The sequence below is a fragment of the Acinetobacter sp. Ag2 genome (assembly GCF_001005515.1).
In the GTDB taxonomy this organism is placed as follows: Bacteria; Pseudomonadota; Gammaproteobacteria; order Pseudomonadales; family Moraxellaceae; genus Acinetobacter; species Acinetobacter bereziniae.
On record NZ_LBNA01000037.1, the window covers coordinates 49,140 to 63,541 of the forward strand.

Sequence of the window (14,402 nt, forward strand, 5' to 3'; positions counted from 1 at the left end):
CATAAGTTAATCAAAAATGCCTATATCTAATCGAAAAATAATTGATTTACTTTTCTCATAACTGCGCATATAAGCAGAAATTTCAACAAATAACAATTATTATGAATTGTGTAATTAAATTATGTATTGCGTAATTATTAATTTTCAGTATGATAGAAATCATCATGTAGATCATTCTGGACTAGTCAGCATAATGAAGACGGATAAAAACAATAATATTTATTTGTTTTTCATAAGCTTGAGTGGAAAAAGAGAAAACGAAATAAGTTCTCATTCATAAGAGACAAGGAAAGCGCACCATGACACAACATTTAACGACCTTTCTTGAGATTGCACCTCAATCTGATTTCAGTATTCATAATTTACCTTATGGCATTTTTAGTGAAACCGCTCAGGGAGATAAACGTGTCGGTGTCGCGATTGGTGATTGGGTAATCGACCTCGCTGCTTTAGAAACATTAGGATTACTTCCAAATTGCAAAACTCAGTGTTTTAATCAAAGCAGCCTGAATAAATTTATCGAAACAGGTAAAAAAAATTGGCATTACATTCGCCAAACCCTACAAGACTTGCTTTCTGCAGACAATCCAACACTTCGTGATCATCCGGAATTACGCCAAAAAGTATTATTCAAACAAAATACAGTCACCTTACATTTACCAGTACAAATCTCTGGCTATACGGATTTCTACTCCTCTAAAGAACATGCAACCAATGTTGGAACTATGTTTAGAGATCCTAAAAATGCCTTGCTTCCAAATTGGAGTGAGCTACCTGTGGGTTATAATGGTCGTGCCAGTTCTGTGGTTGTTAGCGGTAAGGAGATTGTCCGCCCTTCTGGTCAAATTAAACTTCCTCATGAAGAACGCCCTCTCTTTTCGGCAACCCGTAAACTCGACTTTGAACTCGAAACAGCTTTTATCGTAGGTAAGACAACTGCGTTGGGTGAACCGATTGCAATTGAAGATGCGTGGGATCATATTTTTGGCATGGTCTTGCTGAATGATTGGTCTGCACGTGATATTCAACAATGGGAATATGTGCCCTTAGGTCCATTTAATGCCAAGACCTTTGCCAGTTCAATTTCACCTTGGGTGGTAACGATGCAAGCCTTAGAACCCTTTAAAGTCAAAGGTCCGCAACAACTGCCAGAGCCATTAGATTATTTAAAAGAACATACTCCCAACAGTTTTGATATTCATCTCAGTGTGGAACTACAAAGCTCACAATCACAGCAAAGTGAAGTGATTTGTCAAACCAACTTTAAATACATGTACTGGTCGATGGCGCAACAGCTGACTCATCACACCATTTCAGGTTGTAATGTTCAAGTCGGAGATTTAATGGGTTCTGGCACAATTTCAGGTCCTACAGAAAATTCTTATGGAAGCCTACTCGAACTTACTTGGAACACCACAACCCCCCTCACCTTATCCAATGGTGAAAAGCGCGGCTTCCTTGAAGATGGCGACCGTGTAGTAATGAAAGGCTATGCTGAAAAAGGTGCTATTCGAGTGGGCTTTGGTCAGGTGGCAAATACGATTTTACCAGCCAAACAGTTTAGCTTTAAGCAACACAAGGAATTGTGTGATGAAACTGTATAGTTATTTTCGTAGCTCTGCGGCTTATCGAGTTCGGATCGCTTTAAACCTGAAGCAATTGGATTATGTCATACAGCCTGTCCATTTGCTCAAAAATGAGCAACAACAAGAAAGCTACATCGCACTCAATCCAAGCCAGCTTGTACCAAGTTTGATTGATCAAGATCAGTCTTTTATACAGTCACTCAATATTTTGGAATATTTGGAAGAACGTTACCCATCACTTCCTTTATTACCTACAGATCTTGTTGAGCGCGCCAAAGTCCGTGCTTTTTCACAAACCATCGCCTGTGATATTCATCCCTTAGATAATCTCAGAGTGCTGAAATATTTAAAACATGAACTCGCTGTAAATGATGAACAGAAAAATCAATGGTACCAACACTGGATTATTGAAGGTTTTAAAAGCTTAGAGATGCAATTAAAAGACTCAAATGGTCAATTCTGCTTCGGCACTCAAGCCACATTTGCAGATTGTTGTTTGATTCCTCAAGTGTATAACGCCAAACGTTTCAATGTTGATCTAAGCGACTTTCCAAAGATTCAATCCATTGATCAACACTGCCTAAGCCTGCCTGCATTCTTAAAGGCGACCCCAGAACAACAACCAGATTGGGAATAAACAAAAAAGGAGTTTTATCATGAGCTTTGCAATTAAAAAAATTCATCACGTGGCTTATCGTTGTAAAGATGCCAAAGAAACGGTGGAATGGTATAAAAAAATGCTCAACATGGAGTTTATTCTGGCTTTTGCAGAAGACCATGTTCCATCAACTAAAGCATTTGATCCCTATATGCATTTATTTCTTGATGCAGGTCAAGGCAATGTGTTGGCATTTTTTGAATTACCGACTCAACCAGAAATGGGACGTGATGAAAATACGCCTCAATGGGTTCAACACATCGCATTTGAAGTTGAAGACTTAGATGCACTTCTTTCTGCAAAATCGCATCTTGAAGCCAATGGTGTCAAAGTGCTCGGTATTACCAATCATGGGATATTCCACTCGATTTACTTCTTTGATCCGAATGGACATCGTTTAGAACTAACATATAACGATGTTCATGCCGATGCGAAAATTTCAAAAATTACTGAAGAAATGAAGGTCGATATGCTGGATGAATGGAGCAGAACCAAACGCGCACCTCAACATACGCATTTCTTACATGAAGCTGAGTTAGGGTAATCATTATGGTCAATAAAGTATCAACGAGTGCCGAAGCAGCCCTGCAAGGTATCGTGCAAGATGGACAAACCATTGCTGTGGGCGGATTCGGACTTTGTGGTATTCCTGAAGCTTTGATCAAAGCACTTAAACAAAGTGGAGTAAAGCAACTAACCTGCATCAGTAATAATGCAGGCGTGGATGATTATGGTTTAGGGCTGTTATTGCAGTCTAAACAAATCAAAAAAATGATTTCATCCTACGTTGGGGAAAATAAAGTATTTGAACGACAGTTTTTAAATGGTGAACTTGAAGTTGAATTGACACCTCAAGGCACATTGGCAGAAAAACTTCGTGCAGGCGGAGCTGGAATCCCAGCGTTCTATACTGCAACTGGTGTTGGTACCAGTATTGCTGAAGGTAAAGAGCTTCGTGAGTTTAATGGTCAGTCTTTTCTCCTAGAGACTTCACTTTGTGCAGATATTGCATTAATCAAAGCTTATAAAGCGGACAAAGCTGGTAATCTGGTATTCCGAAAAACTGCACGTAATTTCAATCCTGAGTGTGCAATGGCAGGTCGTTATACGATTGTTGAAGTTGAGCATATTGTTGAGCTTGGTGAAATTGATCCTGATGACATTCATTTAGCAGGAATCTATGTCAATGCCATTGTACTCAATGCTCAGCCTGAAAAGCGTATCGAACAACGTACATTAAAAGTTGCAGTATAAGGAGTGACAGAATGGCTTGGACAAAACAACAAATGGCTCAACGTGCTGCCAAAGAGTTGCAAGACGGTTTCTATGTCAATCTCGGCATTGGCTTACCGACTTTGGTTGCCAATTACATCCCATCAGGAATGGATGTATGGTTACAATCCGAAAATGGTTTATTGGGCATTGATGAATTTCCAACTGAAGACAATGTAGATGCGGACTTGATCAATGCTGGTAAACAAACTGTCACTGTTAAAAAAGGTGGTGCATTTTTTTCAAGTTCAGAATCATTTGCCATGATTCGCGGTGGTCGGGTTAACCTTGCTATTTTAGGTGCGATGGAAGTTTCTGAACATGGCGATCTCGCCAATTGGATGATTCCGGGTAAAAAAGTCAAAGGCATGGGCGGTGCAATGGATCTTGTTGCAGGTGTTCGAAAAGTCGTGATTTTAATGGAGCATACGACCAAAGAGGGTCAAGCTAAAATTTTACCTCAATGCACCCTACCATTGACTGGTCGCAGAGTGGTTCATCGTATTATCAGCGACTTAGGTGTACTCGATGTAACTCAAAATGGTTTAGAACTGGTTGAGTTAGCAGATAATGTCAGTTTTGATGACATTCAAGCGGTGACAGCAGTCAGGATTAAAAATATTCAAGCTGCATAAAGCACAATCTGATCGGGATGGAAGATCAATGGCTTCGATCCCGATTTTTATTGCCTAAATTTCAGCAAGGTCTGTTATTTTAACTTGAGCATGTTGATATACAATACGTGGTAAAGTCACACTAAAATGCTCAATGCATAGTATGCTTATGCTATTCATCTATTTATCTCATTTAAAAAGATGATTTCTATTTTGTAGCATGCTCAGGCATTATGTGCTGAATGTAAAATCAAATATCGACAGCAAATCAAAGCTGCAAGATTAAATGCGATCAAGGGTTGTTGAATGATTGAAGAAAAGTTATCTGGTGGCGTTCAATCACTTGAAGTGGGCTTAGCCGTTCTCAATGCCCTTTTGGAACATAACAAACCGATTATATTAAAAGAACTATCAAGCAAGCTGGATATGCATCCTGCTAAAGTACATCGTTATTTAGTCAGCCTCATACGCATGAACTATGCAAAGCAACTGGAAGATGGTCAATATGCACTGGGTGATCAGGCTTGGCGTTTAGGTTTAAACTGCATTCAACATACCGATGCCCTACAGTTGGTACAGCATCGAATTTATGAATTACAAAATAAAATTGGCTGTGGTATTCAAATCAGTAAATGGTCACCTAAAGGTCCTTTAGTTGTACAATCGATTGAATCTAATCACCCAATTTCAATAGTCACCAAAGTCGGTTCAATTATGCCATTGGTCAACTCAGCTGCTGGGCGAGTTTTTGCAGCATATTTACCTGAGCCAATCATTAAACCATTGATATTTGCGGAATGGGAAAAAGCCGCAATCAATCATTATCAGATTAAACCGAGTCATTGGGATGAATTTATTCAACTTAAAGAAACCACTTTAGAACAAGGTATGGCAATTGCTCAAGGTGATCTTCTTACAGGCATCAATGCTATTGGTTTACCTATTTTTAATGCACATCAAGCTATGGAATTCTGCATTGTGGCTCTGGATAGTGAAGTATTTCTACCTGTGCATACAGGCAGTGAAAAACTTGAACTATTTAGACATGAAGTGGCTGCAATTAATCAATACATTCAAACGCGTTAAGTTATAGCTTTATCTCCCAAATAAAAAAGCCAAGAAAACACTTTCTTGGCTTTTTCTGCTGATACCAATCACTTTATTTGGCTTCTAATACACCACGACGGATTTGATCACGTTCAATAGATTCAAACAATGCTTTAAAGTTTCCTTCACCGAAGCCATCATCATCTTTACGTTGAATAAACTCAAAGAAAACTGGTCCAAGCATGTTTTCAGAGAAAATCTGTAATAACAGCTTTTTCTCGCCTTCTTTGGTATTTCCATCTAACAAAATACCACGTTTTTGTAACTCTTCAGTTGGCTCACCGTGACCAGGTAAACGATCTTTTAACATTTCATAATAAGTTTCTGGTGGCGCGGTCATAAACTTCAAACCTAAACCTTTCAACTTATCCCAAGTTGATATTAAATCGTCTGTGATAAAGGCAATATGCTGAATACCTTCACCATTGAAATCAGCCAGAAATTCTGCAATTTGACCATTCCCTTTATCTGAGTCTTCATTCAATGGAATACGGATCATACCATCTGGCGCAGTCAATGCTTTAGAGGTCAAACCGGTATATTCACCTTTAATGTCAAAGTAACGAATTTCCTGAAAATTAAAGATTTTTTCATAGAAATTCGCCCAATATTCCATGCGACCTTTATACACATTATGGGTTAAATGATCAATTTCATTAAGCCCTGCGCCACGCGGATTTTTTTCTACATCATCAAAGAAAACAAAATCATTTTCGTAAATATCACGATCTACAAGGAAAATTGGCATTCCTCCAATTCCCTTAATCGCTGGAATATTCAATTCCATCGGTCCTGCTTGTGAATACATAGGTTCAGCGCCTAGTGCTATAGCATTTTTAAAAGCTTTAGCTGCATCACGGGTTCTAAATCCCATTGCACAAGCAGAAGGTCCATGCTCTTTGAAAAAGAATGAAGCATAAGACTCTGGTTGATAATTCAAAATAATATTGATATTACCTTGACGCCACAAATACACTTTTTTAGATTTATGTTTTGCAACTTTGCTAAAACCAATGGTTTCAAAAATTTGATCTAATCCATTTTCCGTCGATACAAATTCAATAAAAGCAAAACCACATAATTCTAATGGGTTATCTAAAATATCCATCTAGTTTCCCTTATTTAGATAAATTCATCCGTTTTTTAATGCTGAGAACAGCTTATCGTTACTTTGATTCATTGATCAAAGCACCATGAAAGCTGGTCCTTTTCATTCCATCATTCAGCCTGTCTAATGCCAAAAATATCAGTTTGGTGACAGTGAACTTTTACTCTAAATTCATCCTATAAGAAATTTATAATTTATGCAATACATAATTAAATTATGTATTGTGTAATTTTATTGATTATTTACTCAAAATATCAGGTCACTATTTTTGCTGAAAAGGCACCACAATGTTATACGACTTTTCTACAACTTTTGATGATTCAGGTTTGAACGCTTCCCAATTAAAATCGTTAAAATTTAACCGCCATTGATAATATTCTTTGCCAATATCTTTAAATTGAATGGATAAATTAGAACCACTTTCATCATGACAGTGTGGAGAAGATTGATATTCCTCTTGAGAAAAACAGGCTCGAATCATCTCATATGAATGAAAAGCAACATCAGCCAACGCCAGCTTATAGGCATGATTCGGTTCTAACATGACAAAATCAGCGATCTCTTCTGCTCGTCCACCTCCAGAGTAAGTCGTACTCCAGCGCTTAACTACAGCAATAGCAAGCTTTTGACGATTTAAAGGATAAAATGCAGGATAAATACTCAATCCATCATTGTTTAATTCGTTATCAAAATCACTGTTACGACCATGATGCTGATACTGCTGAAAACTCCAAGAATTCAGTACAACATACTGATTGTTTTCTTTTATAAATTCGATTAATTGCGGTGTATCGTCAGTTAAATATAAATGAGTGTCAGCCCCTGATTGCTTTTTCCAAACTTCTACATCCTTTCCACAATTGACTTTTAATGCCTGACAAATTTGCTTGGCTTGTGAGCTTTCTGTTTTTAGCTTTATCCAAGGAATGGCTTTAATTTGATCGGCAACAGCAGCATGAGAGAGCAAGAACACCCATGTCAATATTATCCATTGAACAATGTTGTTAGATTGGCTTTTAAAGATAGGCATTATGATTTATCGTCCTTTAAAATGGGCTTGGTCTTTCATTAAAAAAGCACGGACTCCTTCTAAAAAATCTTCCGACTGCCCCGTCCTTCTTTGTAAATCCTGTTCAACTTTAATTTGAGTATAAAAATCATTGTGCATGGTGACCCGCATCGCTTGTTTGATCAATGCAAAACTCAAACTGGCTTGCGTAGCAAAATACTCAGCTAAACGTACAACTTCTAAAGCCAACTGATCATCTGCCACGACTTTATAAATCATTCCGATTCGTTCAGCTTCTTCTGCACTGATCTTTTCTGCTGTCAACATCAATGCTTTGGCTTTAGCAAAGCCAATCAAGCGTGGAAGTAACCATGTTGCACCGCAATCAGGAATAAGACCAATTTTACTAAAGATTTGCGAGAAACTTGCTGATTTTGCTGCAAGTGTAATATCACATAACAATGGCAAACTCGCCCCCGCCCCAACAGCGATCCCATTCACCGCACAGATGATGACTTTGGGCATATCATTGATGATGTCTAAGAGTGGATTAAAGTATTTTTCCAACACCTCACCTAAATCAATGACTCCACTATTGAGAACTTCTGGACTTATTGCTTGCCCTGCACAAAATGCTTTGCCAACTGCTGCAATGACAATCACACGAACTTCAACATCCTCTTTCCATTGCCTGAGTATCGCTATAATTTCTAGACTCATCTCAGGCGTTAAGCTATTCAATTGTTCTGGACGGTTAAGCTTTAAATAACCTACCCCATTTTTCTTTTCTATAATAACTGTTTGATATTCCATGATCATTTCCTCAATGTTTTTGTATAAATGATGTGGAGCAGTCTTATTCCCTTTGAGTTTGTTTCAAGTTCATTCTAAAGCATGTTTTTGATTTACAATTTACCAATTGTCTCAATTGATTTTTTATCCGTACTTTATTCTGTATATGTTTTATAACTCAAAGTAATTTAATATTTAAAAACAATAAAATACATATTAATTATAGCGTGGATTAAATTCATTTTTGGCGGATTCCTGTCTCAGCAAAGTATCACCAGGAGCCCTCGCATAACTAATGGGCGTTTATGCTAATGCATTGATTTAAATTTATGATATTTATATTAATTATCCCTATGCTTTTACTGGGTTTTATTCATTTCATATTCGCGTTATGATCATGTTGTAGACTGGTGATGCGTATAAATATTCAATTCAGCTTTTTGTTAAAATAAGGAAAATAGTCATGGCTTATCAAAACATTCTCGTGCCTGTAGATGGCTCAGAAACATCTTTATCTGTTGTTAAACATGCTGTGGAATTTGCAAAAGCATTTAAGAGTAAAATTACAGTTGTACAAGTCATGACATTGGACCCATATATTGCATCAGAATATTTGGCAAACGGTCAAAGTAATATGCTCATTGAACGTGCCCGTGAATTTATTCAAGCCAATATCAACGAAGCCAAAGCACAATTCGCTGCAGAAGGCGTCCAAGTAGAAACTCGCTTACTTGAAGGTGAAAATATTGCGCATACATTAAATCAAGCCGTGCAAGATTTAAAAACTGATTTAGTCATCCTTAGCTCACATGGGCGTACAGGATTGAAAAAAATTATCATGGGAAGTGTTGCACAAAATTTGTTAACTGAATTACAAATTCCTGTTTTAGTCATTAAATAAATTAACTCAATGTCTAAAAACCTCACGCTAGAATTATCGTGAGGTTTTTTAATTTTAAGGTGCCCATTGGTATTTTTTTAAATTAATTTTGCCATCAACAACGACCACATCTTCCTCGCGTAATTTTGCCGTCTGTATACACATGCCATGTTCATCCAATTTATTCAGACTGATACGACCTTGTGAGTTGACGACCCGATACCACGGAATATCATGATCTTCTGGAAGTTGTCCCAGTACACGCCCGACAAGCCGTGCATGTTTTGGTAAGCCAGCAAACTTTGCGACTTGACCATAACTTGCCACTTTGCCTTTTGGAATCTGCACGATGACATTTAAAATCATCTGCGCCAGTTCATGATTCTGCATTAGACCTTTACATTTAAATAATTAAAAAATGTTGAAAATAACTCAACAAAATTGACTTAGAAAATAAGCTTCCGACATTTTAGGCAAATGTAATTTAATAGTACATATTCTAATCTTAAACCCTACCTCAAATACAACAACAAGAGTATGCAAAAATGAAAGGAATCTTCAATAAACTGCTTTTATCTACCGCATTGGTCATGGGCACTGTGACATCACTCGGTTTGTCCAATACCTATGCTGCTCCAAGTATTGATATTCAAAGTGTTCTTCAACAAGAACGCGCTTGGGCTGGAATGGAAACCAAACGTGTCAAAGTTGGTGATATTGACTGGGCATACAGTGAAGGTGGACCCGCAGGAAAACCGACGCTTATGCTTGTACATGGGCTTGCAGGTAGCCGAGACAACTGGAACCGTGTGGCACGTTATTTAACGCCATATTATCATGTCATTATTCCTGATTTACCGGGTCAAGGTGACAGTAAAGTTCCAAATGATTTTGATTACTCACTCCCGAATTTGACTGAAAAGTTACGTCGTTTTGCAGAAGCAATCAAAGTTGAGAATGGTCTGAATATTGCTGGACATTCAATGGGCGGTTCGATTTCGTTACTATATGCTGCTCAGTATCCTGTCGATACCAAGTCACTGTTCTTAATCGACAGTGCAGGCGTATTTAAATCTGCCAATACGCCATATCTTAAAGATCCAACCACTTTACGCAATATGATAGTCAGTAAACCTGGCGACTTTGATCGCTTAATGAAGATAGCGACTAGCCTTCCACCATTTATTCCAAAAGAATTAAAAGACTCTCAAGAAAAACTGATGATCAGTCAATCTGCGAACACAACAAAATTGGTTGAACAATTGATTGTAATGTCTAAATTGTTTACCCCTGACTCATTTGCGATTGCAGCACGCTCTATTGATCAGCCTGTATTAATTGCATGGGGTGATAAGGATCAAATTATCAATGTTGAAGCTGCTGCTGAATTGAAGGGTTTATTAAAAAATGCTCAAGAACCTGTAATCTTAAAAGGTGTAGGACATTTACCACTTCTTGAACAAGAGCAATTGTTGATTAAGCCGTATTTGGATTTCTTGGCAAAAAATGCGAAATAATGATTCGCTAATCTATGAGACCTTAAAAAATACCCTTCATGTTGAAGGGTATTTTTTAAGCTGGTATGACATTAAAGTTCAACATTTGAATGTGACTTTTTGAATCAGAAATTTGCCGGATTTTCCAAGCGCTTCACTTCCTGTGCTTTTTCTGGATGATGCACGGTTGCAACACCATCATCAGATTTCTTGTCAACCAATGCTTCCGGATTATAAATCGTAATTGTTTCGTGACCTTCAGCATCCTCACCCACAATATATTTAAATCCTTTGCGATTCATTTTATTGCACATGCGTTGATACCAACCTTTGAAACCTTGAGTTTCTTCGTTGGGATTGTAATAAAAAGCATTCATTACCGCAGGTAAGCCTAGACCACAGACTACACCTGAAAGCAATACACTGATAAAAGTATAACCAATCAAAATACTGCTGTAATCACGTAACTCTGGTACGTTTGCCACAGCAAGAATCAATGCAAGTGAAATACCTCCTCGAACCCCTCCCCATGACAAAATGGCAAGACTACCGTTATAGCTCTTTTTTCGAAATGATGGGAAGAATGCAAAAGCAAGGAAATTTGCCGCGAAACGTGATAAATGCAGGGCAAAGAATGCAAAAATACCACCCAGAATAAGACTGGTACTAAGATCCAAAATAAAGATTTCCAGACCAATCAAAGTGAATAAGAATGAATTAATAATCCCTTCAACCGTATGCCAGAAGTGATTGACCTCACGAATTTCACGGTCTTGTAGAATTTCTTTCCATTTATTCCCGACGATCAAACCACCGATGACACAAGCAATTGGTGCAGATGCGTGCGCAAACAATGCCACAAGATACGAACCACACGCCAACAATGCCGTAGTTAAGATGAGAGATTCCATCTCATGTTTACCACGTAATAAACGTAAAATCCCTAAACCGAATGCCCAACCAATGATCACAGCCACTACAATTTCATATAATAGGGTTTGTAGGGTTGCAATCAGACTGAAATGTTCACCTTCAAGGACATTCAATAAGGTCATAAAGACGGCAATACACATTGCGTCATTAAATAAGGATTCACCTTCTAATTTGACCATCAAATGATGTGGTGCACGTACTGAACTCAGTACGCCTTTAATCCCAATTGGATCCGTTGCTCCAAGTGCTGAACCAAGTAATAACAACACTAAAATAGGCACAGGATTTCCAATCAAGAACTGGAAGCCAAACACCAATCCTGCAAAAAATACTGCACACAACAATAGTGCAATTGTGGCTAAGATACTGATCGGCTTCCAATAGACTTTTAAATCAGAAACTTTAAATTTCAATGCGGATGATGTCAGAATGAAACAAATCACACCATTGACTAAAAAATCATAAAAATCGACATGGCGCACTGCCTCTTCAATATTATGAATATTAATCGAGATAAATTGGTTACCATTCAGTAAACTGGCACCCCATTGCAAGATAAAGACAAAAATTGCAGAAACGATAGGTACACCAATCGCTTGAGGAAAACCGAGTATACGTTTATTAAATATGGTCGTCGCAATAGAAAGCGCAAAAACTACTGTAAAAACTTGGAGAAAGAAATAATTACCCATTCGAACCCTATTTTCGATTTTTAATTTAAATGCACATCAAACACTCAATCATTTCTTTATTAAATATAGAATAAAAGACCATTTAACAATCAATATAATTTTACAAAAAAAAGTACAGTCTGACTTTTTTCGTTATATTTTTTAACATAAAAAATTGGCTTGGAAAATCTATTTAGAAAAAAAGAGCATATCTTGTGCTCTTTTTTAAACCATTGAACTTAAACAACTTATTTAAACGTATCACAACTATTAATATCGCCTGATTTCATCCCTGTATTGAACCACTGCATACGTTGTTGACTGGTACCATGGGTAAAGCTATCTGGAACAGCATAACCACGTGCCTTTTTCTGCAAATAGTCATCACCAATTTTCTCTGCGGCATCCATTGCCTCTTCGATATCGCCTTGCTCAAGAAATTGTGTACGCTGTTGTGTACGATTCGCCCAAACACCTGCTAAACAATCTGCCTGTAATTCCAAACGCACTGAGAGTTGGTTACCCTGAGCTTGATTGGCACGTTGACGAGCCTGTTGAACTTGCGAAGAAATACCCAATAAATTTTGAATATGATGACCAACTTCATGTGCAATTACATAAGCTTGTGCGAAATCACCTGCTTCATCTTGTGCAGATAACTCAGATTGGTTTTTTTCACCTAAAATACCCATTTGTTGGCGCATATCTTTGAAGAATTGAGTATCAATATAAACTTTTTGGTCTGCTGGACAATAAAACGGTCCCATCGCAGACTCAGCTGTTCCACAACCTGATTGCACAGCGCCACTGAACATCACCAGTTTTGGTGGTGTATATTGGGCACCTTGTTGAATAAACACTTGTTTCCAAGTATCTTCCGTATCTGCTAAGACTGTTTTAACAAAAGAAGCTGTTTCTTGCTGTTCAGGCGTCGCATTGGCAGGTGCAGTGTTCTGGCTCACATTACCTGAGGTGACTTGCTTGGTTGCTTGATATGCCTGCTGCGGGTCAACACCAAAAAATTTCCAAGCAATAAAAGCAACAACCAATCCTAAAATGCTAATACCACCCGCTTTTACACCGCCACCACCACGTCGATCTTCGACATTATCGCTTTCTCTACGTCCTTTCCAACGCATAGATTTGTCCTTTTATTTTTAAATTGGAATCAGTTTTACAAAGATTGTTTTATGAAGCAGTTTTAGATTGACCACGTAATTTTTGAATCAGTCCAACCACCAATACCACAGCCAAACCAGCAACAATACCAATGACCAGATTGATCAGTGTTGGTGTGAGTGCACCAATGATATTTCCCACTGTTGGAATGTGTTCAATATGATCGACAGCTTCTTCAGTCAAGTGGTGCAAAGTAGATACCGCATGACTGATAATCCCTCCTCCCACAAGGAACATCGCAACTGTTCCAACAATAGTTAATGTTTTCATGAGTTTCGGTGCAAATGCCAATAAGCCGCGACCAATACTTTGTTTTACATTCGATGCTTGTTGCGTCAAGTACAAACCTAAATCATCAATTTTGACAATCATCGCAACAAAGCCATAGACCCCTACAGTCATAATCACGGCAATCACGGACAGCACCATGACTTTTGTACCAAAAGCAGCGGTTGCAACCGTACCTAAAGAAATCACCACAATTTCAGCAGAAAGAATAAAGTCAGTGCGTATCGCACCTTTAATTTTCTCTTTTTCAAAAGTTGCTAAATCAGTTTCAATCTGCTCAAGCTCTTGTTGAGCACCCTCTTCAGTTGTGGCTTTTTTATGCTTCAAACTGTGCAGTACTTTTTCTACACCTTCATAACATAGAAACAAACCACCAATCATTAATAAAGGATTAATCAGCCAAGGGGCAACCACACTAATCAATAGAGCTAATGGTACTAAAATGAGTTTATTGATAAATGAACCTTTCGCAACACCCCAAACGACGGGAAGTTCACGTTCAGCTCGAACACCACTGACTTGTTGTGCATTGAGTGCTAAGTCATCACCTAAAACGCCTGCTGTTTTTTTTGCTGCCATTTTACTCATGACCGCAACATCATCAAGCACTGCTGCAATATCATCTAATAATATTAATAAACTACTTGCCATTTTTTATCCAAAATTTTAGTTATCACACTATTTTAAAGTGAAATTTCATTTTTCTATATAAAATTTTGTAGATTTTCACATTTATCCATAAAAATTGGTTCTGGGCTATTTTTCGCTGACATTAAAATAAATTATCTCGTACAATAGTGCCCATTCAC

The 14,402-nt window shown here is 37.8% G+C and carries 15 protein-coding genes; 8 read left to right on the forward strand and 7 right to left on the reverse strand.

The window, feature by feature from the left end; genetic code table 11:
* Positions 1–299 precede the first annotated feature (299 nt).
* The 6 genes from fahA to AAV97_RS05500 all read left to right on the forward strand — a co-directional run bounded on the left by fahA (position 300) and on the right by AAV97_RS05500 (position 5,216).
* Positions 300–1,604, forward strand: a complete 1,305-nt coding sequence (gene fahA, locus AAV97_RS05475; RefSeq protein WP_046760042.1) for a fumarylacetoacetase — start codon at positions 300–302, stop codon at positions 1,602–1,604.
* Positions 1,591–2,223 carry a maleylacetoacetate isomerase gene (gene maiA, locus AAV97_RS05480; RefSeq protein WP_046760043.1) on the forward strand — a complete coding sequence of 211 codons (633 nt, stop codon included), beginning with the start codon at positions 1,591–1,593 and terminating at the stop codon, positions 2,221–2,223. The genes fahA and maiA overlap by 14 nt, the downstream gene beginning before the upstream one ends.
* Positions 2,224–2,242: 19 nt before the next feature.
* A complete protein-coding gene (locus AAV97_RS05485; RefSeq protein ID WP_005032987.1) occupies positions 2,243–2,788 on the forward strand; it encodes a VOC family protein in 546 nt (181 codons plus the stop codon).
* Between the two features lie 5 nt (positions 2,789–2,793).
* Positions 2,794–3,498, forward strand: coding sequence for a CoA transferase subunit A (locus AAV97_RS05490; protein ID WP_004829472.1), 705 nt, complete (start codon positions 2,794–2,796; stop codon positions 3,496–3,498).
* Positions 3,499–3,509: 11 nt separating this feature from the next.
* The gene (locus AAV97_RS05495; protein WP_046760044.1) at positions 3,510–4,151 is read left to right on the forward strand and encodes a CoA transferase subunit B; all 642 of its coding nucleotides are present in this window, start codon (positions 3,510–3,512) and stop codon (positions 4,149–4,151) included.
* 285 nt (positions 4,152–4,436) lie between these two features.
* Positions 4,437–5,216 (forward strand): IclR family transcriptional regulator, encoded by a 780-nt coding sequence (locus AAV97_RS05500; protein ID WP_004829475.1) that lies wholly within the window; start codon positions 4,437–4,439, stop codon positions 5,214–5,216.
* Positions 5,217–5,289: 73 nt separating this feature from the next.
* Here AAV97_RS05500 and hppD read toward each other — a convergent pair whose 3' ends face one another.
* The 3 genes from hppD to AAV97_RS05515 form a co-directional block, all read right to left on the reverse strand.
* Positions 5,290–6,345, reverse strand: coding sequence for a 4-hydroxyphenylpyruvate dioxygenase (hppD, locus tag AAV97_RS05505; RefSeq protein WP_004829476.1), 1,056 nt, complete (start codon positions 6,343–6,345; stop codon positions 5,290–5,292).
* Positions 6,346–6,607: 262 nt separating this feature from the next.
* Positions 6,608–7,375, reverse strand: coding sequence for a hypothetical protein (locus AAV97_RS05510; RefSeq protein ID WP_046760045.1), 768 nt, complete (start codon positions 7,373–7,375; stop codon positions 6,608–6,610).
* Positions 7,376–7,381: 6 nt separating this feature from the next.
* Positions 7,382–8,167 (reverse strand): enoyl-CoA hydratase-related protein, encoded by a 786-nt coding sequence (locus AAV97_RS05515; protein ID WP_046760046.1) that lies wholly within the window; start codon positions 8,165–8,167, stop codon positions 7,382–7,384.
* A 442-nt stretch (positions 8,168–8,609) separates the two neighbouring features.
* On the opposite strand from AAV97_RS05515, the gene AAV97_RS05520 reads away from it, so the two are divergent.
* Entirely contained in the window at positions 8,610–9,047 is a 438-nt protein-coding gene (locus AAV97_RS05520; protein WP_009586320.1) for a universal stress protein, read from the forward strand.
* Between the two features lie 54 nt (positions 9,048–9,101).
* Here AAV97_RS05520 and AAV97_RS05525 read toward each other — a convergent pair whose 3' ends face one another.
* Positions 9,102–9,416 carry an MGMT family protein gene (locus tag AAV97_RS05525; RefSeq protein ID WP_046760047.1) on the reverse strand — a complete coding sequence of 105 codons (315 nt, stop codon included), beginning with the start codon at positions 9,414–9,416 and terminating at the stop codon, positions 9,102–9,104.
* A gap of 155 nt (positions 9,417–9,571) precedes the next feature.
* Between AAV97_RS05525 and AAV97_RS05530 the strand changes: the two genes are divergently transcribed.
* Positions 9,572–10,543 (forward strand): alpha/beta fold hydrolase, encoded by a 972-nt coding sequence (locus tag AAV97_RS05530; RefSeq protein ID WP_046760048.1) that lies wholly within the window; start codon positions 9,572–9,574, stop codon positions 10,541–10,543.
* A 104-nt stretch (positions 10,544–10,647) separates the two neighbouring features.
* Here AAV97_RS05530 and AAV97_RS05535 read toward each other — a convergent pair whose 3' ends face one another.
* The 3 genes from AAV97_RS05535 to AAV97_RS05545 all read right to left on the reverse strand — a co-directional run bounded on the left by AAV97_RS05535 (position 10,648) and on the right by AAV97_RS05545 (position 14,244).
* Entirely contained in the window at positions 10,648–12,147 is a 1,500-nt protein-coding gene (locus AAV97_RS05535; protein WP_005033010.1) for a cation:proton antiporter, read from the reverse strand.
* 227 nt (positions 12,148–12,374) lie between these two features.
* The gene (locus AAV97_RS05540; protein ID WP_046760049.1) at positions 12,375–13,265 is read right to left on the reverse strand and encodes a neutral zinc metallopeptidase; all 891 of its coding nucleotides are present in this window, start codon (positions 13,263–13,265) and stop codon (positions 12,375–12,377) included.
* Positions 13,266–13,314: 49 nt separating this feature from the next.
* Complete coding sequence (locus tag AAV97_RS05545; RefSeq protein ID WP_009586368.1) at positions 13,315–14,244, reverse strand: DUF808 domain-containing protein; 930 nt, start codon at positions 14,242–14,244, stop codon at positions 13,315–13,317.
* Between the last annotated feature and the right edge of the window lie 158 nt (positions 14,245–14,402).